The organism is Paeniglutamicibacter sulfureus (genome assembly GCF_039535115.1).
Lineage (GTDB): Bacteria > Actinomycetota > Actinomycetes > Actinomycetales > Micrococcaceae > Paeniglutamicibacter > Paeniglutamicibacter sulfureus.
The window spans coordinates 522,690-544,411 of sequence record NZ_BAAAWO010000001.1; the positions used below are offsets into that span (position 1 = coordinate 522,690).

General features: G+C 67.0%; 19 protein-coding genes. 18 read left to right on the plus strand and 1 reads right to left on the minus strand.

Annotation, left to right across the window (positions count from 1 at the left end):
• Nucleotides 1–70 precede the first annotated feature (70 nt).
• The 3 genes from hisS to ABD687_RS02385 all read left to right on the plus strand — a co-directional run bounded on the left by hisS (nt 71) and on the right by ABD687_RS02385 (nt 4,227).
• On the plus strand, nt 71–1,417 hold the full coding sequence (hisS, locus tag ABD687_RS02375) for a histidine--tRNA ligase (RefSeq protein WP_264268980.1): 1,347 nt from the start codon (nt 71–73) through the stop codon (nt 1,415–1,417).
• Between the two features lie 226 nt (nt 1,418–1,643).
• On the plus strand, nt 1,644–3,446 hold the full coding sequence (gene aspS, locus ABD687_RS02380; RefSeq protein WP_264268979.1) for an aspartate--tRNA ligase: 1,803 nt from the start codon (nt 1,644–1,646) through the stop codon (nt 3,444–3,446).
• A gap of 454 nt (nt 3,447–3,900) precedes the next feature.
• The gene (locus tag ABD687_RS02385; protein WP_264268978.1) at nt 3,901–4,227 is read left to right on the plus strand and encodes a PadR family transcriptional regulator; all 327 of its coding nucleotides are present in this window, start codon (nt 3,901–3,903) and stop codon (nt 4,225–4,227) included.
• Nucleotides 4,228–4,356: 129 nt separating this feature from the next.
• On the opposite strand, the gene dtd is transcribed toward ABD687_RS02385, so the two are convergent.
• The gene (gene dtd, locus ABD687_RS02390) at nt 4,357–4,797 is read right to left on the minus strand and encodes a D-aminoacyl-tRNA deacylase (RefSeq protein ID WP_264268977.1); all 441 of its coding nucleotides are present in this window, start codon (nt 4,795–4,797) and stop codon (nt 4,357–4,359) included.
• A 190-nt stretch (nt 4,798–4,987) separates the two neighbouring features.
• Here dtd and ABD687_RS02395 point away from each other — a divergent pair, with 190 nt between their 5' ends.
• From ABD687_RS02395 to nusB, 15 genes are all read left to right on the plus strand, one after another.
• Nucleotides 4,988–6,694, plus strand: a complete 1,707-nt coding sequence (locus ABD687_RS02395) for an HNH endonuclease signature motif containing protein (RefSeq protein ID WP_310287583.1) — start codon at nt 4,988–4,990, stop codon at nt 6,692–6,694.
• 263 nt (nt 6,695–6,957) lie between these two features.
• Nucleotides 6,958–8,526 (plus strand): replication-associated recombination protein A, encoded by a 1,569-nt coding sequence (locus ABD687_RS02400; protein ID WP_377700324.1) that lies wholly within the window; start codon nt 6,958–6,960, stop codon nt 8,524–8,526.
• Between the two features lie 242 nt (nt 8,527–8,768).
• The gene (gene rpsD / locus ABD687_RS02405; protein ID WP_264268975.1) at nt 8,769–9,395 is read left to right on the plus strand and encodes a 30S ribosomal protein S4; all 627 of its coding nucleotides are present in this window, start codon (nt 8,769–8,771) and stop codon (nt 9,393–9,395) included.
• A gap of 158 nt (nt 9,396–9,553) precedes the next feature.
• Nucleotides 9,554–9,925, plus strand: coding sequence for a DUF948 domain-containing protein (locus tag ABD687_RS02410; protein ID WP_264269198.1), 372 nt, complete (start codon nt 9,554–9,556; stop codon nt 9,923–9,925).
• A gap of 110 nt (nt 9,926–10,035) precedes the next feature.
• Nucleotides 10,036–10,269 (plus strand): hypothetical protein, encoded by a 234-nt coding sequence (locus ABD687_RS02415; RefSeq protein ID WP_264268974.1) that lies wholly within the window; start codon nt 10,036–10,038, stop codon nt 10,267–10,269.
• A gap of 150 nt (nt 10,270–10,419) precedes the next feature.
• Nucleotides 10,420–13,101: an alanine--tRNA ligase gene (alaS, locus tag ABD687_RS02420; RefSeq protein ID WP_264268973.1), complete on the plus strand. Its 2,682-nt coding sequence runs from the start codon at nt 10,420–10,422 to the stop codon at nt 13,099–13,101.
• 17 nt (nt 13,102–13,118) lie between these two features.
• Nucleotides 13,119–13,631, plus strand: a complete 513-nt coding sequence (gene ruvX, locus ABD687_RS02425) for a Holliday junction resolvase RuvX (RefSeq protein ID WP_310287580.1) — start codon at nt 13,119–13,121, stop codon at nt 13,629–13,631.
• Between the two features lie 172 nt (nt 13,632–13,803).
• On the plus strand, nt 13,804–15,912 hold the full coding sequence (gene mltG / locus ABD687_RS02430; RefSeq protein WP_310287578.1) for an endolytic transglycosylase MltG: 2,109 nt from the start codon (nt 13,804–13,806) through the stop codon (nt 15,910–15,912).
• Entirely contained in the window at nt 15,909–16,823 is a 915-nt protein-coding gene (locus ABD687_RS02435; RefSeq protein WP_310287575.1) for a shikimate dehydrogenase family protein, read from the plus strand. The genes mltG and ABD687_RS02435 overlap by 4 nt, the downstream gene beginning before the upstream one ends.
• A gap of 32 nt (nt 16,824–16,855) precedes the next feature.
• Entirely contained in the window at nt 16,856–18,058 is a 1,203-nt protein-coding gene (gene aroC / locus ABD687_RS02440; protein ID WP_310287573.1) for a chorismate synthase, read from the plus strand.
• Nucleotides 18,055–18,597 (plus strand): shikimate kinase, encoded by a 543-nt coding sequence (locus tag ABD687_RS02445; RefSeq protein ID WP_310287570.1) that lies wholly within the window; start codon nt 18,055–18,057, stop codon nt 18,595–18,597. The genes aroC and ABD687_RS02445 overlap by 4 nt, the downstream gene beginning before the upstream one ends.
• A 194-nt stretch (nt 18,598–18,791) precedes the next feature.
• On the plus strand, nt 18,792–19,883 hold the full coding sequence (gene aroB / locus ABD687_RS02450) for a 3-dehydroquinate synthase (RefSeq protein ID WP_264268967.1): 1,092 nt from the start codon (nt 18,792–18,794) through the stop codon (nt 19,881–19,883).
• On the plus strand, nt 19,880–20,551 hold the full coding sequence (locus ABD687_RS02455) for a hypothetical protein (protein WP_310287566.1): 672 nt from the start codon (nt 19,880–19,882) through the stop codon (nt 20,549–20,551). The genes aroB and ABD687_RS02455 overlap by 4 nt, the downstream gene beginning before the upstream one ends.
• 179 nt (nt 20,552–20,730) lie before the next feature.
• On the plus strand, nt 20,731–21,291 hold the full coding sequence (gene efp / locus ABD687_RS02460) for an elongation factor P (protein WP_310287564.1): 561 nt from the start codon (nt 20,731–20,733) through the stop codon (nt 21,289–21,291).
• Nucleotides 21,291–21,701, plus strand: coding sequence for a transcription antitermination factor NusB (nusB, locus tag ABD687_RS02465; protein ID WP_264268964.1), 411 nt, complete (start codon nt 21,291–21,293; stop codon nt 21,699–21,701). The genes efp and nusB overlap by 1 nt, the downstream gene beginning before the upstream one ends.
• Nucleotides 21,702–21,722 lie beyond the last annotated feature (21 nt).

Sequence of the window (21,722 nt, forward strand, 5' to 3'; positions counted from 1 at the left end):
TCCCTCGGACCGGCGGCCCGCGGACCGTGGCAACCAACCAGTTTTCCCCCTCACTAGGAGTACAGACTTCATGGCACGCAAGGCCTCACTATCCGGCTTCCCCGAATGGCTCCCGCAGGAGCGTGCGGTGGAGCAGCATGTATTGGACACGCTGCGTCGGATCTTCGAGCTGCATGGGTTCGGCAACATCGAGACCCGCGCCGTGGAAACCGTTGGACAGCTGCTGCGCAAGGGCGAGATCGACAAGGAGGTCTACGGCCTTTCCCGCCTGGCCGCCGAGGAATCCGCCAAGCACGACCCCAACGCGCTGGCCCTGCACTTCGACCTGACGGTCCCCTTCGCCCGCTATGTGGTGGAAAACGCCGGACACCTGGCCTTCCCGTTCCGCCGCTACCAGATGCAGAAGGTCTGGCGCGGCGAACGCCCGCAGGACGGCCGATTTCGCGAATTCACCCAGGCCGACATCGACGTGGTGGGCGACGGCGAACTGCCCTTCCGCTACGACGTGGAACTGGCCCTGGTCATCGCCGAGGCACTTTCCGCCCTGCCCATCGGGGACTTCCGCCTGCGCGTGAACAACCGCAAGCTCGCCGAGGGCTTCTACCTTGGCCTGGGGCTCGAGGACACCGCCGGCGTGTTGCGCTCCATCGACAAGCTGGAGAAGATCGGTGCCGAGAAGGTGGCCGAGCTGCTCAAGACCGAGCTCGGCGCCAACGACGAGCAGGCTGCCGCTGCCCTGGCACTGGCGCAGATCTGCACCGCAGATGTCTCCTTCGTCGGGCAGGTCCGCGCACTGGGTGTCACCCACCCGCTCATGGAAGAAGGCCTTGACGAGCTCACCCAGGTGATCGAGGCAGCCGTGTTGCGCGCCCCGGGCAAGGTCGTCGCCGACCTGTCCATCGCCCGCGGCCTGGACTACTACACCGGCACCGTCTACGAGACGGTCCTGGTCGGCCACGAATCGCTCGGCTCGATCTGCTCCGGCGGGCGCTACGAATCCCTGGCCTCCACCGGCAAGAAGAACTACCCGGGCGTCGGGCTGTCCATCGGGGTGACCCGCCTGGTCTCGCGCATGCTCGCCGAGAACACCGCCGTAGCTGCACGTTCGGTGCCCAGCGCCGTGTATGTCACCCTGGCCAACGACGATTCCTGGAACGATGCCCAGGACGTGGCCGCCGAGCTGCGCTCCCGCGGCATTGCCTGCGAAGTTGCCGCCAAGGCGGAGAAGTTCGGCAAGCAGATCAAGTACGCGGACAAGCGCGGCATCCCCTTCGTCTGGTTCACCACCGCCGAGGGCACCCACGAGGTCAAGGACATCCGCACCGGTGCCCAGGAAACGGCGGACCCGGCCCTGTGGACCCCTGCGGCCGAAGACCTCAACAACCTGGTTGGCGCGCCGGCCCCGGCCGTGGCCTAGCAAACCCCTCTGCCGAGTCACGAAAGCGGGTGCCGCCTGCCACCGCTTTCGTGACTCGGCACACACCTTTCCCGGTTCCGTGGTTGCCACCGACCGCATGCCGGTAAACTCGCACATAGATTCTTCCCAATTCCGCGCTCCCCATGGGGGGTGCGCCCGTGCCGCGGGCGCCCGCCCGTGACCGGAAACCCACGCGGAAATTTGCACCTTTGTAGAAAGGAATGCAGTGCTACGCACTCATCAGCTCGGCACCTTGACCGCCGAGCACATCGGAGAAACCGTCACCCTCACCGGTTGGGTGGCCCGCCGCCGCGACCACGGCGGGGTCGCCTTCCTTGACCTGCGCGACGCCTCGGGCTTCGCCCAGGTCGTGGTGCGCGAGGAAGAGGTTTTCCACCCGCTGCGCAACGAATTCGTCCTGCAGATCACCGGCAAGGTCGAGCGCCGCCCCGAGGGCAACGAGAACCCGGCGCTGGCCACCGGAGAGATCGAAGTCATCGCTGAATCCGTCGTCGTGCTGAACACCGCCGCGCCGCTGCCGTTCCAGATCGACGAGCACGTCGAGGTCGGCGAGGAGGCGCGCTTGCGCCACCGCTACCTGGATCTGCGCCGCCCCACCCCGAACCGCAACATCCGCCTGCGCTCCGAGGCCAACCGGATTGCCCGCAACCTGCTGCACGACGACGGCTTCGTGGAAATCGAGACCCCGACGCTGACCCGTTCCACCCCCGAGGGCGCCCGCGACTTCCTGGTCCCGGCCCGCCTGGCCCCCGGATCGTGGTACGCCCTGCCGCAGTCCCCGCAGCTGTTCAAGCAACTCTTGCAGGTCGGTGGCTTTGAGAAGTACTACCAGATCGCCCGCTGCTACCGCGACGAGGACTTCCGCGCGGACCGCCAGCCGGAGTTCACCCAGCTGGACATCGAGGCCTCCTTCGTCGAGCAGGACGACATCATCGCCGTGGGCGAGGCCCTGGTGAAGGAACTGTGGAAGCTGATCGACGTCGAGATCCCGACGCCGATCGCCCGCATCACCTACCACGAGGCCATGGCCAAGTACGGTTCGGACAAGCCGGACCTGCGCTTCGGCCTCGAGCTGACCGACATGACGGAGTTCTTCAAGGACACCGAGTTCGGCGTCTTCAAGGCCCCGCACGTCGGTGCCGTGGTCATGCCCGGCGGCGCCTCCCAGCCCCGCCGCACCCTGGATGGCTGGCAGGAATTCGCCAAGCAGCGCGGCGCCAAGGGCCTTGCCTACGTGCTCTACAAGGAGGACGGCGAACTTGCCGGCCCCGTTGCCAAGAACCTGACCGACGTTGAGCGCGCCGGCCTGGCCGAGGCCACCGGAGCCAAGCCCGGCGACTGCATCTTCTTCGCCGCCGGTTCCAAGAACGAGGCACGCGCATTGCTCGGCGCCGCCCGCGTGGAAATCGGCCACCGCACCGGTTTGATCAAGGAAGGCGACTGGGCATTCGTCTGGGTCGTCGACGCACCGATGTTCGAGCCCGCCGCTGCAGCTGTCGCCTCGGGCGACGTGGCCGTCGGGTCCGGCGCCTGGACTGCCGTTCACCACGCCTTCACCTCCCCGAAGCCAGAATTCATGGACACCTTCGACACCGACCCGGAGAATGCACTCTCCTACGCCTACGACATTGTCTGCAACGGCAACGAAATCGGTGGCGGCTCGATCCGTATCCACCAGCGCGACCTGCAGGAGCGCGTGTTCAAGATGATGGGCCTGGACCAGGAAGCGGCACAGACGAAGTTCGGGTTCCTGCTCGAGGGCTTCAAGTACGGCGCCCCGCCGCACGGAGGAATCGCCTTCGGCTGGGACCGCGTGCTGCAGCTGCTCACCGGCTCGGACTCGATCCGCGACGTCATCGCCTTCCCGAAGACCGGTGGTGGATTTGATCCGCTCACCTCCGCTCCGGCTCCGATCACGGCCCAGCAGCGCAAGGAGGCCGGCGTCGACTCGAAGCCGGAGGCCAAGAAGGCCGACTCCAACGAGCCTGCCCCGGCCGAAGCCAAGTAGTCCGCACCGCGCTTAAGCGGTTGCCGGGAGGGCGTCCACCATCACGGTGGGCGCCCTCTTGTTTGCCAGCGGGGTTTTGCGCGGGGGAGCGGCAGGGTGTCAAGCGGCAGGCCAGGGCAAATCCGGCGGGCGTGGCGGGGGTCTTGGGAATGGAAACGTCGCCTTGTCGGCGACCGATTTGTTGTGCCCGGCGCTTGCTGTGCTGTCGCATCCTTGCCGTGCGCTGACGACATGTGAAGGAAGGCGTGGAAAACAGGTGCGAAAAGTGGACAACCTTAGTAATATTAATTATCTAGATAAATTTTTGACTTAGTCCGTCTTTTGTCGGCGTGCGTCATGACGGTACCTCACCCCCACAGAAAGGCCACGACATGAACCCCTTGATCCCGGCGTCCTCACGCCGTTTCGCCCCGAATCATGGTGCCGAACAACGCCGCAGGGCGGGGGAGCAGTCATGCTGAGCAACGACAAGGCGTTTCCCGGTGCGTGGCAACGGGCGCTGCTGCCCTTGAGCCTGCTCGATGCGCTGGAGGCAGGACCCAACCACGGCTATGCATTGGAGCGGATGCTCGAAGCGCGCGGGTTCTCTCCCATCAAGGGATCGACGCTGTACCCGGCCCTGGTCAAGCTGGAGGCTGCGGGACTCATGGACAGCATCTGGGAAGACGGCGACGGGGCACCGGGCCGCAAGGTCTACACGCTCACCGGCACCGGCCGTGGCCACCTGGCCGCCCAACGCGAACTATGGGCCTTCTTCCAGGACGCGGTGCTGCGGGAATGATCACGTGCCCCAATGTCGATGTCCATCAGTTGTGCCGGCGAGTCCGGCCGGCCCTCCGCGTTGCCGATGCCCGGGATCCCCTTGTACTTCAGCAGGATTGACCAGGGTGCCGGGTGGGGTGTGACCGGCTCAGCCGGGCAGGTCGTCGGTGTCGACGATGAGGGTGTACGGTCCTGAATTCACCAGCGACACCTCCATCATCGCGCCGAAAACGCCGGACTCTACGTGCGCCCCGAGCTTGCGGAGCTGATCCATGAACTCCTCATACAACGGCTCGCTCACCGCGCCGGGAGCCGCGGCGGTCCAGCCGGGACGCCGACCCTTGCGCACGTCCCCATACAGCGTGAACTGGCTGATGACCAACAACGGTGCCCCCAGGTCCTCGCACGATTTCTCGTTCTCCAGCATGCGCAGACGCCACACCTTGGCCGCGAGCTTGGCCGCCAACGCCGGGGTGTCGCCGTGGGTCACGCCCAGCAACACCACCAGTCCGGGTCCGTCGATCTTCCCGACCACCAAACCTCCAACCTCGACCGAGGCCCGGGAAACCACCTGCAACACAGCCTTCATTCATCCGCCTTCTCATCGTTGTCCATCGCCGCGGCGCACTTTCGCCGCGCAAGTGCCGCCGAACGTAGCGAGCCTACCGTTTTGCCCGGGCCCGGGCCCATTCGGGCGACGCAGGGACACCGCCCCACTTCCCCGCACAACCGGGACGATCCCGGGGCAGGCGCGGGCCGGAAGGCGGACACTGGTGGACATGGGCACACCTCTAGCTGCGCCACTTTCGGCGCAGGAGTTGACCGCGGAGCTTGGCCGGAAGATGGCCGCCGTGGCACTTGCCCTGTCCGAGGTCACCGCGCAGCTGGGACAGGTCGCGCTCGATGCGGCCTCCGGTGCGGCGATGATGGGCCTGCTCGAGCGCAGCCACCGCGCCATCGCCTATGGCCAGCTCGTGGTCGTCCAGCGCGCCGCAGCCGCCGAGGTTCACAGACTTGAACCTGTCATCGCCCAGGAGATCGACGAACTCGTGGCCCACCCCGAGGAGCTGGCCAGGGGCACCGCCGCCATCCCGACCGAACAATTGCGCCCCGGGATGGCGCCGCACCGCAACATCCTGGCCTACATGCAGGCGCACCTGCATATTTCCAGTTCCGATGGCCGACGCCGCATCACCGGCGCCAAGCTCCTGGTGGCCCCGGCCAAACCAGTGAACGACGACGGACCCCCGGCGGCACCCAGCTACCCTATTCTGGCCAGGGCCGCCGCCGACGGCAGCGCCGACGTCGGCAACCTCGCTTCCGTCGCCGGCCGGCTCGACTCCATGCAGCCGCGCATCAAGCCGCGGCCCGACGCCGGCAAGGTCAACAACGCCATCGAGGAATCCCTGGTCCATGAGGCACGCAACGGCGAGCCCAAGATGTGCGGCAAGGCACTGCAGGACTGGGGCGGCTTCCTGGCCGAGAACGGGACTCCCCTCAGCGATGAGGAAATCCGCGCCAGGCGGGGCTGCTTCTACCGGGGATTCCGTGACGGCACCGACGAATACCTGCTGCGTTGCGATCCCCTCGACTCGGAAACCATCGTCGCCTTTGGCGAGGCTTGGACCAATCCCCGCTCGCTGAAGGCCCCGCCGTACTCCGCCTCCACGAACCCCGGTCCTGCCACGTCCGCCCCGGATGACGACACTGCCGCCCCCGCCGGTGGGGCCGCCACCGGGACCCCGCGCTTTTCCCCGGCGGGCGCACCCGCACCGGGGTGGGCCGTGCCAGCAGATGCCGGGGACGAGGACATCCCGCTGAGTGGAATGGCCTGCGGACTTCCCCCGGAAGGCCCGGGGCTCGCGGCCCTGACGGCACAGGACCCACGCACCAGCCCGCAGCTGCTCCTCGATGCCCTCGTTGCCGTATGCTCCGGAGCATTGAACGGCACCGACATATGCGAAACCGGCGGCATGCGAGTCAAGATCGGCGTTCTGATCGGCTACCGCAGCCTGCTGGGCCAGTGTGAAGAAGCGGGATTGACCGCACACAACCGTCCCATCTCCGCGGCCAACATCAGGAGACTCGCCTGCAATGGCGACATCCTGCCGGCTGTCCTCGGAGAAAACGGGGAGGTCCTCGACCTGGGCCGCGAAGTCCGCGGCTTCTCCAAGGCTCAGCGCAAGGCCATCGCCATCAGGGATCGCGGGTGCATCATGCCCGGCTGCACGCGGCCCGCCTCGACCTCCGAATGCCACCACGTCATACCCTGGCTCGAAGGCGGCGAAACGAATGTGGGAAATTCGGCACTCCTGTGTGAATACCACTATGTCCAGGTGCATGCGGGACTCATTACGCTTAAGTCGATCGATGGTGTTCCCTATGTCATCGCCATCGACGGACAACCTCGCGGCGCACCGCAGCGGAACCTTTACTGGCACCCCGAGCTTCGCACCGTCGGATTCACGGCGCCCCTGTTCGACTAGGGCCGCCAGCGATTCGCGACGGCGGCACGCCGGTCGTGCCGCACCAAACTCCCGGGTGTTGTCTTTCCTGCTGGTGGGGTTGTCCCCAGCACCGCCGTTGGGACTGATGTGACAGCACCCGGGCCCTACCGCCGACGAAGCGCCGTCAGACGCTTTGGGGCGCACCGATGCATCCACGGTCCCGTCAAGCCCCGCCGAGGGGGAAAACCACCCTAATCGGGGGCGGGGAATCGTCGGCGGCAATGCTGAACTAGGCTGGTGGAGTGAACGATCTGCTCAGTGCCTTGGGTGACGACGAGGAAAACGACGAAGAACATGTGCGCCCGCGCGCGCCCTTGGCGGTACGCATGCGCCCGCGCTCGGTCGAGGAACTGGTTGGCCAGCAGCACTTGCTCAAGGCCGGCTCCCCGTTGCGCCAACTGGCAGGCATCGACGGGCCGGGCCCCTCCGGGCCCTCAAGCATTATCCTCTGGGGTCCGCCCGGCACCGGAAAGACCACCATCGCCCACGTGATTGCCCGTGCCCCGGGCCGCCGTTTCGTCGAGCTCAGCGCCATCACCGCCGGAGTCAAGGACGTCCGTCGCGTCATGGACCAGGCGTTGGAGGACCGCGACTTGCGCGGCTTCACCACCGTCCTGTTCCTTGACGAGATCCACCGCTTCAACAAGGCACAGCAGGACGCCCTGTTGCCGGGGGTGGAAAACCGCTGGGTCGTACTTGTCGCGGCAACGACGGAAAACCCGTCGTTCTCCGTCGTCTCCCCGTTGCTCTCGCGCTCATTGCTGCTCACGCTGCGCCCCCTGGTGGAGGGTGACATTGCCGCGCTCATCACTCGCGCCCTGGCCGACGAACGCGGATTCAACGACGAGCTGGTTCTGGACCCGGCGGCACTTGACCATTTGGTGCGCATGGCCGGAGGGGATGCGCGCCGGGCGTTGACCGCCCTTGAGGCCGCCGCCGCAGTGGCCTGGAGCGCCGCCGAGTCACACGGACTGCTGGCCCGCCGCACCGCGCAGAAGTCGGAGGCGGAATCCGCCGGGGAACCTTCGGACGCACAGCCGGGGAAGGGCCCGGCGGAGGAACCACCCGGAGCACCGCTGGATCCTGACACTGCCAGTGGCCTGGAAGCCGAGACCAGCGACGGAGACCGTGACGCCCGTGGACTGAGTCCCACCGGCCAGATCATCATCACCATCGAGCACACCGAACGCGCCATGGACGCAGCGGTGCAGCGCTACGACAAGGCGGGGGACCAGCACTACGACATCATCAGTGCCTTCATCAAGTCCATCCGCGGTTCGGACGTGGATGCGGCCCTGCACTACCTGGCAAAGATGTTGGAGGCCGGGGAAGACCCGCGCTTCATCGGCAGGCGCATCATGATCAGCGCGTCGGAGGATATCGGCATGGCCGATCCCAGCGCCCTTCAGACGGCCGTCGCCGCGGCCCAGGCCGTTCAGCTCATCGGCATGCCCGAGGCCCGGCTCATCCTGGGACACGCCGTCGTGCACCTTGCCACGGCTCCGAAGTCCAACGCCGCCTACAACGCCATCAACGCCGCCGTCGCGGATGTCAGGGCCGGCCGCGGCAGGGGAGTACCCATGCACTTGCGCGACGCCCACTATGCCGGCGCCCAAGGGCTGGGTCACGGCAAGGGCTACCAGTATTCACATGACGCCCCGCATTCGGTGGCCACCCAGCAATATGCACCCGATGACCTGCTGGGGGTCGATTACTACAAGCCCACCGCCAACGGGGCCGAACGTTCCATCGGTGAGCGAGTTGAACGCATCCGCGGAATCATCCGGGCCAAGGACCGCCGGACGAAGTAATCGATCGTGGGCAGCGGACAGATCTCACATGCCCGCCACCCTCCGAAGGTTAACTTTGGGTTTGGCGGCGGTGGTAGGATTGATCCTTGGCTGGCAAGCTGTCCAACTGCACACCATCCGAAACCCCGGTCTCGGACGGTGCGCAATGTGGCAGTTGTAGTGAATAGGGAAGCGGCTTCCCACAACTCTCCATCATGGAGGCCAGACCCAATGACAGCCGCTCACAAAAGATAAGGACACTCGTGGCTAACAACACTCGTGCCCGCCGCAAGGTTCGCCTCTCGCGAGCCCTCGGCCTTGCCCTGACTCCCAAAGCTGAAAAGTACATGGAGCGTCGTCCCTACGGTCCGGGCCAGCACGGCCGTGCCCGCAAGAAGCAGGACAGCGACTACGCAGTGCGTCTTCGCGAAAAGCAGCGTTTGCGCGCCCAGTACGGCATCCGCGAAGCACAGATGACCCGTGCCTTCGAAGAAGCCAAGCGCACTGCGGGCCTGACCGGTGAGAACCTGGTTGCCCTTCTGGAAATGCGTCTGGATGCCTTGGTTCTGCGTGCAGGCTTCGCCCGCACCATCGCCCAGGCCCGTCAGCTGGTTGTGCACCGCCACATCATGGTCAACGGCCAGCGCGTGGACCGTCCGTCGTACCGCGTGTCCGAGGGTCAGCTGATCCACGTTCATGAGCGTAGCGAAAAGATGGGCCCGTTCCAGATCGCCGCTGCAGGCGCCCACCGCGATGTTCTCCCCGCCGTTCCGGCCTACCTGGACGTCAAGCTTGAAGCCCTTCAGGCCAAGCTCGTCCGCAAGCCGAAGCGCTCCGAGGTTCCCGTAACCTGCGAAGAGAACCTCGTCGTCGAGTACTACGCACGCTAAATCCGTCGGGTTCACGCCCAACGAATTGAGCTTGCAACACGAAGCCCGTGGCCACGCGCCGCGGGCTTCGTGTTATCCAAGACGTTTCGGTTCCGTGCTATCGCCAACCTTTCGGTAAGGTGGAAAAGCACATGTCACCAACCGTAGAGGAAAAGCACATGACAGGGTCGGATATCGCCGGACTCATCGCGGCAGGCGTTTTTGCCGTGCTGGTGGCACTGCTTGCCATCCCCATCTGGAAGCTCGGCAAGGTGTTCGATGAGCTCCGCGCCGCAGTGAAGGACGTCTCCGACGGCACCACCCCGCTGCTGACCGAGGTCACCAGTACCGTGGCCACCACCAACGACCAGCTGCGCAAGGTCGACGGCATCACCTCGCACGTCTCCGACGCATCGGCGAACATCAGCGCCTTGTCCTCCTTGACCGCAGCCACCGTCGGGAGGCCGCTGATCAAGGTCGCGGCATTTACCGCCGGGGTCCGTTCGGTCCTCGACACCAAGCCGAGCGGCAAGGGACGACGCTCGCGCTGATTCCTGCCCGCGGCAACGAGGGCACCGGTCGCGGCCGCCTGCCGGTACGTGCCATGCAGCAGCACCAGGCAGGGCACGAACCAACCATCCACGAAACGAGGAAACCGCAGATGAAGAAACTATTCTGGGTCGGCATCGGAATCGGCGTCGGCGTCCTGACCGCCCGCAAGCTCGGCCAAGCCAGGGATCTTGCCAGCTCCGACGGACTGAACCGCACCGTTGGGCGCATCGGCGATTCGCTGCAGGAACTGGCCGAGGCCTTCCGCACCGGCATGAATGAACGCGAAACGGAATTGCGCCAGGCCCTGGGCCTGGATGAAACACCCGGCCCAAGCCACCACTAGACTTATTTTCGTGGCACGCGTGCCGGTCGCCTCCGCCATGGGGGTTCCCGGCACCACGCAGTTCCCTGGCCGATAGGCCCCGGGGGAGCGGCACGTGTATGCCACACCCGAGCACAGCGCCCGTAAGCACGAAGGGATCGAAGAGGAACGATGAAATCGCAGGAAATTGCACGCCGGTGGGTCGACTACTTTGAGTCGAAGGGCCACACCGCGGTTCCCAGCGCCTCGCTGGTCTCCTCCGACCCGTCGTTGCTGTTCACCGTCGCCGGCATGGTGCCGTTCATCCCGTACCTGACCGCCCGCGAGGAGCCGCCCTTCAACCGGGCCACCTCGGTGCAGAAGTGCATCCGCACCGGCGACATCGAAGAGGTCGGCAAGACGGTGCGCCACGGCACCTTCTTCCAGATGTGCGGCAACTTCTCCTTCGGGGACTACTTCAAGGAAGGCGCGATTTCCTACGCCTGGGAGCTGCTGACCAGCTCCGTCGCGGACGGCGGCTACGGCTTGCCTGCCGAGAAGCTGTGGATCACCGTCTACCACGAGGACACCGAGGCGCTGGAAATCTGGCGCGACAAGATCGGCATCCCGGAAGAGCGCATCCAGAAAATGGGCAAGGCCGACAACTACTGGTCCACCGGCCAGCCAGGCCCCGCCGGTCCCTGCTCGGAGATCTTCTATGACCGCGGACCCGAGTACGGCATCGAGGGCGGCCCGGAGGCCGACGATACCCGCTACATCGAGATCTGGAACCTCGTGTTCATGCAGTACCAGCGCGGCGAGGGCACCGGCAAGGACAGCTTCGAGATCCTGGGCGAACTGCCCAAGAAAAACATCGACACCGGCCTGGGACTCGAGCGCCTCGCGCTCATCCTGCAGGGCGTCGAGAACATGTACGAGACCGACCAGGTCCGTCCGGTGCTCGACAAGGCAGCTGAGCTCTCGGGCAAGGCATACACCTCAACCGAGGATCCCGCAGACCCGCACCACGCCGACGACGTGCGCATGCGCATGGTCGCCGACCACATCCGTTCCTCGCTGATGCTGATTTCCGATGGCGTCTCCCCGGGCAACGAGGGCCGCGGCTACGTGCTGCGCCGCCTGATCCGCCGCGCCGTTCGCGCCATGCGCCTGATGGGCGTGGAAACCGCGGTGCTCCCCGAGCTGCTGCCGGTCTCCCGCGACGCCATGAAGGGCGTCTACCCGATCGTCGAAACCGACTTCGAGCGCATCGCCCGCATCGCGTACGCCGAGGAGCGTGCCTTCCTGCGCACCATCGCCTCCGGCACCACGCGCCTGGAAGAGGCACTGGAGGTCTCCAAGTCCAAGGGCGGCTCGCTCTCCGGTGAGGACGCGTTTTCACTGCACGACACCTACGGTTTCCCGATCGACCTCACCCTGGAAATCGCAGCCGAGGCGGGCTTGGCCGTTGACGAGCCAAGGTTCCGCGAGCTGATGAACGAACAGCGCACCCGCGCGCAGAAGGACGCCAAGGCAAAGAAGGCCGGCCACGCCGACCTGACCGTCTTCACCCAACTGCACGATGCGGGCGACGTCATCTTCACCGGCTACGAGGAACTGACCAGCGAATCCACCGTGCGCGGCATCGTGCACAACGGCTCCCTGGTGGAGGTGGCCGAACAGGGCCAGCAAATCGAACTGGTTCTCAACGAGACCCCGTTCTACGCCGAGGCCGGCGGACAGGCCGGCGACGTCGGACTGATCACCGGAGACGGCTTCGTGCTCGAGGTGCTCGACGTGCAGGCCCCGATCCGCGGGCTGAACGTGCACCAGGCGATCGTGCGCGAGGGCGAACTGCCCGCCAACGCCAGCGTGCTGGCCGAGGTCGACCGCCAACGCCGCCACTCCGGGGAACAGGCGCACTCCGCCACCCACCTGGTCCATGCTGCACTGCACGAGATCCTGGGCCCCGACGCCCTGCAGTCCGGTTCCTTCAACAAGGCCGGCTACCTCCGCTTTGACTTCTCCTGGACCGAGGCGCTCTCCACAGCTGCCCGCAACGAGATCGAAGAGGTCGTGAACCTGGCCATCCGCAACAACCACCAGGTGAACACCAACGTCATGCCGCTGGCAGAGGCCCGCGCCATGGGTGCCATGAGCCTGTTCGGCGAGAAGTACGGCAACACCGTGCGCATGGTGGAAATCAACGACGCATGGAGCCGTGAGCTTTGCGGTGGCACCCACGTGGGTGCGACGGCGCAGATCGGCACGCTGACGCTGTTGGGCGAAGCCTCCGTGGGTTCGGGCAACCGGCGTGTCGAGGCACTGGTGGGCATGGAGGCCTTCCGCCACGGTGCTGCCGAGCGCGCCCTGGTGTCCGAGCTTTCCTCGATGTTCAAGGTCCCCGCCGCACAGCTCAACGAGCGCATTTCCGACACGGTTGCGAAACTGCGCACCGCCGAAAAGGAAATCGAGAAGCTCCGCGGCGCGCAACTTGCAGCCCAGGCGGGCGCCCTGGTGGCCAAGGCACGGGAGATCAACGGGATCAAGGTCCTGGCCCACGATGCCGGAGAGGTCCCCTCGGCCGAAGCCCTGCGCACCTTGGCCCTCGACCTGCGGGACCGCCTTGGCTCGGAGGCGTCCACCGTGGCGCTGGCCGGCGCGGCCAACGGCCGCCCGCTGGTACTGGTCGCAACCAACGACGAGGCCCGCACCAAGGGTGCCAAGGCCGGTGCCCTGGTGCGCACCGCGGCCAAGATCCTTGGCGGCGGAGGCGGCGGCAAGGACGATGTGGCACAGGGTGGCGGCCAGGACGTGGCCAAGATCGCCGAGGCGCTTGACGCCATGGTCCGCTCGATCCAGGAGCTGTCATAGCCTCGGCGCCCGGCCCCTTGGCACCGACCCCGCGTCCCGGGGTGCTGCTTGGCGTCGACGTTGGCATGGCCCGCGTCGGCGTCGCGGCCAGTGACCGCGACGGGATGCTCGCCACCCCGGTCAAGACGCTGAAACGCGACGTGAAGAAGTCCAGTGACATCTACGTACTGGTGAAGCTGGCCGCCGAGCGGGAGGTCGCACAAATCTTTGTGGGCCTGCCGCGCTCGATGTCGGGCGGGGAAACCGCTTCCACCACGATGGCGCGTGATTATGCCCGTGATTTGGCGAATGCGCTTATGCGTTCCGGTTCTAGCGTGGACGTGCGACTGGTGGATGAACGCCTGACCACCGTCAGTGCGCACCGTTCCCTGCACGAAGCCGGACTCGACGGGCGCAAGCACCGCGCAGTCGTTGACCAGGTCGCCGCGGTGGAGATCCTCCAGCAGGTCCTCGAAATGCGCCGCAACGGCCAGCACTCTCCGGGGCAGCTGGCGGCGCCCGACGTCCAGGGGACCGGCGATGACGACTGAGCCGGGACGAGGCGCCGCCCCCGGCCAGGGGCCGGCAAGGCCCGACGACCGCGATGGACTGCCCGAAAACCCCGCTTTGGGTTACGATCGCATGAGATCTCAATCGGCTGAAGAAGTGGGCCTGCGTCGCCCCTCGGCTACTACGTTGCCTGCGGGCATGGGAGAATACCGCATGACTAACGAATCGTTCAACGATTCTCCGCGCCGCGAATCCGGGGTATCGCCCCGGCGTGCAGCACGTGCCGCGCGCGAAGAGGAAGATCGCACTCGCAGTGCGGCTAAGCCCCCCGTCCCGGAGCAGGAAACTGGCCGGCGGAAATCCACGGAGCCCGCCACGGGCCCGACGGCTGGTGCCGGAAGCGTCTCCCGGGAACCCGACCGCCATGGCTCGGCCCACCACCACGGCGCGGCCCCTGATCCGGAATCCCGGGCGGCGACCACTGCCGGTGAGGCCGCCAAGGCCCAAGCCGAATCCAAGGCGGCCACGGACGCGGTGCAAGCGGAGGAAACCCGACTCCAGGTACTTGAGGAAGCCCGGGTGCTGGCCGAGGGGGAGCGGACCAAGGCTCTTGACGCCGCCCAACGGGCACGGACCCAGAGTGCCCAGCGTGCGCGCAAGGAGGCCATCGAGGCCCAGCGCGCCGCCGCAGAACGCGTCCGCCAGACTCTTCGCGCCAACGCGGCGCCGCTGCGCGACAGGTCGGCAGCCGCCCGAAGTGCCATCACCCCCGCCTCGGCTGCCGCCGCGCCGCCGGCGGAAGACGGTAATCAGGCCAACCCCGCCCGGAACACGCCCTTTGACCAAACCGAGCGGCGGGAGCCGCCCGCGAGCCGGAACGTCGCAGAGGTCCCCGATTTATCCCCGGCCAAGGTTCCTGCCCCGGCCGGTTCCCTGGTTCCGCCCCCGCCCCCTTCCAAGCCCCCCGTCGTGAAAACGGATCCTGCCGCCAGGGAAAACCGGCCAGCGACAATGGGCGCGACAATGACCGCGCCAGCGGGCAGGCCGGAAAACGCCGCCGTGGCGGATCCCTCCCACGAGGATCCGGAACCCCACTCCGAGCAGGCCGACCACACCGGCGAATCCCGCCACGACGGAGTCGACGAGGCACCCGTGGACCGGCACGTTCAACCGGGGTACAACTCCGTCGACCCCGCCGAGCCGTTCGCTCGCCAAAACCTGTTCCTGACCTCCACCGCGACAGACCCCCAGGTCCGCAAGGCCCGCCGCCGCCGCCGCAACTGGATCGTGTTCTCGGTGCTCCTGGGCTTCTTCGCAGCCATCTTCGGCGTCGTGATCTTCCTTCAGGGAGTCCTGGACCGGCTGAGTCCCCCGGACTTTCCGGCGCCCGGTGGCGAGGCAGTCACCTTCGAGGTGAAATCCGGCTGGGGGGCCCAGCAAATCGGCCGTGAACTCGAAAGCCGGGAGATCGTGGCCAGCGACAAGCTCTTCCTCGAGGCCATCCAACTGGTGGAGGCCGAGAGCCGCGAGATCCACCCGGGCACCTACGAGCTGCGTCGCGAAATGCCGGCACTGTCAGCAGCCGAGATCCTGATCGGCGAACCTGCCGCGAAGGTCTCCTACGTGGCCATCAAGCAGAACACGCGCATGAACCAGGTGCTGGAGGATATTTCCGAGGCCACCGACCTGCCGCTCAACGAACTGCGGCGACTCGCCGAGGACCCCGCGGCCTTCGGCATCAGTGCCGATGTCCCCAACCTGGAAGGATACCTGCACCCCGGTGAATACCGGTTCCCGCTGGATACCGATTCCAAGACGGTGCTCAAGGCGATGGTCGATGCGACGGCCAAGACGCTGATTGACAACGGAATCACCGACGCCGCCCAGCAATACCACGTGCTGCAAGTCGCCTCGATCCTGCAGGCCGAGGCGCGGCCAAACGACTACGGCACCGTGGCCGGGGCACTGGAGAACCGCCTGCACACCAACAACACCGAGACCAACGGCCTGCTTCAGGTCGACTCGACGGTGATCTACGGGCTGGACAGGTACAGCCTGCAAATGACCGAAGCGGAAAAGAAGGATGCGGGCAACGCCTACAACACCTACATCCACAAGGGCCTGCCGCCGACGCCGATCGGTTCCCCGGGAGACTCGGCCATCAAGGCCGCGGCGCACCCGACCCCGAACGACTTCTACTACTGGGTCACGGTGGACACCAACAGCGGAGAGACGAAGTTCGCGAAGACCTACGCCGAACACCGCGTCAACCAGAACGAATTCCGCGCCTGGTGCGCCGCCAACACGGACGTTTGCAAGTGAGTTCCGCCGCGGCCGCGTGCCGTGCGGCGGTGCTCGGCCACCCGATCGGGCACTCCCGATCCCCGCTGCTGCATTCGGCGGCCTACCGGGCGCTGGGAGTGGACATCGACTACACCGCGATCGACATGCTCCCGCAGGAAGCCGGGTCCTTTGCTGCCCGGCTGCGCACGGAGCCCGGATGGGTCGGCGTCTCGGTCACCATGCCGCTGAAGGCTGCGCTGATCCCGCACCTGGACGTGCTCTCGGAGCGCGTGCTGCGCCTGGGTGCGCTGAACACCGTGGTGGTCGAACACCTTGCCGGTTCCGTCCGGCTGACCGGGCACAACACCGACGTCGACGGGATCGTGCGTGCGATGGAGGAAGTGCTTCCCGCACGCCGTGGCGACGACGCGCCCCGGGAGAATCCCCGCGCTGCGATCCTGGGCGCCGGCAACACCGCATTGGCGGCGCTGGAGGCCTGTGCCCTGCTCGGGTACACCCACGTGGACCTGGTGGTCCGCAACCCGCAGCGCGCCGCCGCCGCACTGGTCCTGGCCGAAACGCTCGGCCTGGCCTGCGCCACGGTCGATGTTGCAGCTGCCGCGGCCCGGCTGGCTGACTACGGGTCCGTCATCTCCACACTTCCCGCCCATGCCGCGGACTCGCTTATCGCCCCGCTGGGACTTGGCCTGACACCTGCCCGGTCAGGCGTGCTGGCCCCCGGTGCCGTATTGCTGGATGTCGCCTACGACCCGTGGCCCTCGGAGATCGCGGCCGCCTGGGAGGCCGCCGGCGGCACCGTCGTGTCCGGAATGTCGATGCTGGTGCACCAGGGCGTGGAGCAGGTCAAGTACTTTTCAGGAATTCAGGACGCCGACTGGCGCCACGTCACAAATGTGATGTGCGACGCAGTGGGCCTATCCCGGCCCTAATCGGAGCGCGGGGACATGGCAGGATGGAGTACATGTTGCGTTGGTTGACGGCGGGCGAATCACACGGCCCCGCATTGGTTGGAATTATCGAGGGACTGCCCGCGGGCATTGCCATCTCTTCACAGGATGTGCGCGATGCCCTCGCGCGCCGGCGCCTGGGCTACGGCCGCGGCGCCCGGATGAAGTTTGAGCAGGACCAGGTCTCCTTCATGGGCGGGGTGCGCCACGGCGTGACCCAGGGCGGCCCGGTGGCCATCGAGGTGGGAAACACCGAGTGGCCCAAGTGGGAAAAGGTCATGAACCCGGACGCAGTCGATCCCGAGGAGTTGGCCTCGATGGCGCGCAACGCGCCGCTGACCCGCCCGCGCCCCGGACACGCCGACTTCACCGGCATGCAGAAGTACGGATTCGACGACGCCCGCCCGGTCCTCGAGCGCGCCTCGGCCCGCGAGACCGCCGCCCGCGTGGCGCTGGGCTCGGTGGCCGCGAACTTCCTGGCCCAGCTGGGCGTCGAACTGGTCTCCCACACCGTCTCGGTCGGCACCGTCGCCTCCCCGGAAGGTGCCCGGCTGCCGCGTGCGGCCGACGTGCGCGCCCTGGATGCGGATCCGCTGCGCTGCTTTGACACCGACACCTCCGAGGCCATGGTCGCGGAGGTCGACGCCGCCCACAAGGAGGGCGAGACCCTCGGCGGCATCGTCGAGGTGCTGGCCTACAACCTGCCCCCGGGCCTGGGTTCCTACGTGCACTGGGACCGCCGCCTGGACGCGCGCCTTGCAGGAGCGCTCATGGGCATCCAGGCCATCAAGGGCGTGGAGGTCGGCGACGGCTTCCTCACCGCCTCCCGCCGCGGCTCGGCCGCCCACGACGAGATCGTGCGCGGGGAAGACGGCGTCATCGACCGCTCGGGCAACAAGGCCGGCGGCATCGAGGGAGGCATGAGCATCGGCGACGTGCTGCGCGTGCGCGCGGCCATGAAGCCGATCGCCACCGTCCCGCGCGCGCTGCGCACCATCGACACCGCCACCGGCGAGGCAACCACCGCGCACCACCAGCGCTCGGATGTCTGTGCTGTCCCGGCCGCCGGCGTTGTCGCCGAGGCCATGGTCGCCCTGGTGCTGGCCCAGGCCATGCTGGAAAAGTTCGGCGGCGACTCGCTCACCGAGGTCAAGCGAAACCTGGAAAACTACCTCGGGGCCATCCCGCAGAACCTGGGGTCGGTCCGCCTTCCATGAGCACCCCGATCTTCCTGATCGGGCCGATGGCCAGTGGCAAGAGCGCCATCGGGGCGATCCTCGCCCGTCTTCTGGGCGGCACCCTGGTCGACACCGACGCGCGCGTCATCGCCGCCCACGGCCCGATCCCCGACATCTTCGCCGCCCACGGCGAGGCGGGCTTCCGCCGCTTCGAGACCCAGGCACTGGCCGATGCCGTGCCCCCCGCCCCGCGTGGCAACTGCGCGGCGGACGGCGCCGCGCCGGCCGTCGTGGCCACCGGGGGAGGTGCAGTGCTTTCGGCCCGGAACCGGGCGGTCATCGCCACGGGATTCAGCGTGTACCTGCTCACCGACGCCGCCACGGTCGCCCCGCGCATCGGGGCCGACATGACCCGGCCGCTGCTCGGCGACTCGCCGCTGGAATCATGGATCCGGATCTTTGCCCAGCGCAGCGGACTCTACGAGGCCACGGCGACCTTGTGCATCGACACCAGGGGGCGGACGACGGAGGAAATCGCCGAGTCCATCCTCACTGCCTACCGTGATGCCGGACACTGAAACCCCATCTGGCAGGCCTCAACACGTACGCTTAAGTTTGGCAACGGACGCAAAGACGCGCCCCGAGCACGGCTAGCCAGTCACCCGCGATGACGGGGTGACGCGTTTTCACTCTCGCGCCGACGGCCCGCAGCAGCACCGCGCAAGCGGAGTTCGGCCCCGGCGCGCTACGCAGCACTTTGGAGGATCCAACGATGAACCCAGCACCCACGACGATTCAGGTCACCGGATCGGCTCCTGCCGAGAACTACGAGGTGATCGTGGGCAACGGCCTGCTGGGCCGCCTGCCCGGCCTGCTGGGCGAACGTGTCAAGAAGGTCCTCATCATCCACCCGCGCGCCCTGCGTGCCACCGGCGACATCGTCAAGGACGAGCTCGAGGCCGCCGGCTACGGCGCGATGAGCGCCGAGATCCCCGACGCCGAAGAGGGCAAGCACATCGAGGTCGCCTCCTTCTGCTGGCAGGTGCTGGGCAAGAACGACTTCACCCGCTCGGATGCCATCGTCGCCGTCGGCGGCGGCGCGGTCACCGACCTGGCCGGCTTCGTGGCCGCCACCTGGCTGCGCGGCACCAAGGTCATCCACATCCCGACCTCCCTGCTGGGCATGGTCGATGCCGCGGTGGGCGGCAAGACCGGGATCAACACCGCCGAGGGCAAGAACCTCGTCGGCGCCTTCCACCCGCCGGCCGGGGTGCTGGTGGACCTGGACACGCTGTCCACGTTGCCCAAGAACGAGCTCGTTACCGGCTTGGCCGAGGTCGTGAAGTGCGGCTTCATCGCCGATGAGCGCATCCTCGAGCTCATCGAGGAGGACCCGGCCGACGCCACCGACGCCACCTCGCCGCGCCTGCGCGAACTCATCGAGCGTGCCATCGCGGTGAAGGCCAAGGTCGTCTCCAACGACCTGCGCGAATCCGGGGAGCGCGAATACCTGAACTACGGGCACACCCTGGCCCACGCCATCGAGCTGGCCGAACGCTACTCGATGCGCCACGGCGCTGCGGTGTCCATCGGCATGGCCTTCGCTGCCGAGCTGGGCCGCAGCGTGGGACGCACCTCCGACGCGGTTGCGGACCGCCACCTGTCCATCCTCAGGACCCTGGGCCTGCCCACCACCTACCGCGGGGACCGCTGGCAGACCCTGCTCGACGGGATGCGCCGGGACAAGAAGACCCGCGGGGACCTGTTGCGCTTCGTGGTGCTCGACGGCATCGGCCGCCCGCGCATGCTCGATGTCCCCGACACCTCCCTCTTGTTCGCCGCCTACCAGGAGATTGCAGAATGAGCACCGCCACGCACATGGACCTGACCCACACCGAGGCACTGCTGCAGGTGCCCGAGGGCGGACTGGCCAGCGCCCCGCGGCAAAACATCGAATCCGGGATCCCCGGGGTGCGGCTGAACCCCACCCTGATGCGCCACGAGATCTTCGACGCCGAGCTTGCCGAGGAAGTCCTGCGAACCGGTGCCCCCAGCTCCCAGGTGGTGGTGCTGCTGGCCAAGGGCGAGCTGCGCGCCGCGAGCGAACTGGTTGCCGAGACGCGGTTCATCGACCCGCAGAACTTCGCCATGCGCGTGCTTGACACCTCGCTGACCCGCGCTGCAGGCGACGCGCCCCGGGCCGTGAACCGGCTGCGCGCCCTGCTGACCGAGTTCAAGGACACCGAGCACGAGTCGATCCTGCAGCAGCACCTGGGCTTCGCCTACGTCGAGAGCGGGGACGTGCTGGCAGCGGCCAACCGCTTCCGCAAGGCCCTGGACCTGCGCACCGCAGCGGATGCCGATGCGCACCTCATCGAGTCCTCGCGCGCCTGCCTGGAATCGGTGCTGGAACACACCGCGAAAACCGCCGGAAGCGCCGATGCCCCGCATCCGGCGGCGGTGAATGCAGCCGCCCAACACCCGGCACCGGCCACCGCAGCGATTGCGCTGCAGCCCCCCGCGGCAGGCTAGGACGCGCGGCGTCCGGAAAATCACTACCGCGGGGAAACCCGCAGCGCCAAGTCGTGCGCTAAGCTTAATCTTGGATTTTTGACAACACGCCTGAGGTCGCCGCCTGGCGGCGACCTCCGTCCGCCCAGCGCCTCGTGCGCATCGCGGGCCCCGGGCGACATACGGAAGAAGAGTAGATCGTGGCATCAACCACTGACATCAAGAACGGACAGGTCCTCAAGATCGAGGGCCAGCTCTGGACCATCATTGACTTCCAGCACGTGAAGCCGGGCAAGGGCGGCGCCTTCGTGCGCACCAAGATGCGCAACGTGCTCACCGGCAAGGTCGTCGACAAGACGTACAACGCCGGCGCCAAGATCGAGACCGCGACCGTTGACCGCCGCGACTACCAGTACCTGTACCAGGACGGCGAAGACTTCGTGTTCATGGACCTGAGCGACTATGACCAGATCACCGTTCCGGGCACCGTCGTGGGCGACCAGGCCGGCTACATGCTGGAAAGCCAGACCGCCACCATCGCCATGCACGAGGGCCTTCCGCTGTACATCGAGCTACCAGCCTCGGTCGTCCTCGAGATCACCTACACCGAACCGGGCCTGCAGGGCGACCGCTCCTCGGCAGGCACCAAGCCCGCAACGCTGGAGACCGGTGTCGAGATCCAGGTGCCGCTCTTCGTTGAGCAGAACACCAAGGTCAAGGTCGACACCCGCACCGGCGATTACCTGGGGCGTGTCTCCTAGTGAGCGCACGCGCCAAGGCCCGCCGCCGGGCACTTGACATCCTTTTCGAAGCCGAACAACGCGATGTCTCGCCACTGGCAGCCATGCGTTTGCGCCGTGAAGCCACGGACATCACCATCAACGAGTACACCGTCACCCTCATCGAGGGCGTCATGAGCGAGCTGGATAGGATCGACGAGGTCCTTTCCTCCTACTCCAAGGGCTGGACCCTGGAACGCATGCCCACGGTGGACCGCACCGCGCTGCGCATCGGCACCTGGGAGTTGTTGTACAACGACGACGTGCCCGACGGCGTTGCCGTGGCCGAGGCCGTTGCCCTGGTCCGCGAGTTGTCCACCGACGAGTCCCCGGAGTTCGTCAATGGCCTGCTCGGACGCATCCAGCAGATGAAGCCAACGCTGCTGGCCTAGTCGCCCAACTCTTCTCCAGCA

Coding starts and splice junctions, on each gene's coding strand:
- hisS (WP_264268980.1), top strand. CDS start 71: ATGGCACGCAAGGCCTCACTATCCGGCTTCCCCGAATGGCTCCCGCAG.
- ABD687_RS02385 (WP_264268978.1), top strand. CDS start 3,901: ATGCTGAGCAACGACAAGGCGTTTCCCGGTGCGTGGCAACGGGCGCTG.
- dtd (WP_264268977.1), bottom strand. CDS start 4,797: ATGAAGGCTGTGTTGCAGGTGGTTTCCCGGGCCTCGGTCGAGGTTGGA.
- ABD687_RS02395 (WP_310287583.1), top strand. CDS start 4,988: ATGGGCACACCTCTAGCTGCGCCACTTTCGGCGCAGGAGTTGACCGCG.
- ABD687_RS02410 (WP_264269198.1), top strand. CDS start 9,554: ATGACAGGGTCGGATATCGCCGGACTCATCGCGGCAGGCGTTTTTGCC.
- ABD687_RS02415 (WP_264268974.1), top strand. CDS start 10,036: ATGAAGAAACTATTCTGGGTCGGCATCGGAATCGGCGTCGGCGTCCTG.
- alaS (WP_264268973.1), top strand. CDS start 10,420: ATGAAATCGCAGGAAATTGCACGCCGGTGGGTCGACTACTTTGAGTCG.
- mltG (WP_310287578.1), top strand. CDS start 13,804: ATGACTAACGAATCGTTCAACGATTCTCCGCGCCGCGAATCCGGGGTA.
- aroC (WP_310287573.1), top strand. CDS start 16,856: ATGTTGCGTTGGTTGACGGCGGGCGAATCACACGGCCCCGCATTGGTT.
- ABD687_RS02445 (WP_310287570.1), top strand. CDS start 18,055: ATGAGCACCCCGATCTTCCTGATCGGGCCGATGGCCAGTGGCAAGAGC.
- aroB (WP_264268967.1), top strand. CDS start 18,792: ATGAACCCAGCACCCACGACGATTCAGGTCACCGGATCGGCTCCTGCC.
- ABD687_RS02455 (WP_310287566.1), top strand. CDS start 19,880: ATGAGCACCGCCACGCACATGGACCTGACCCACACCGAGGCACTGCTG.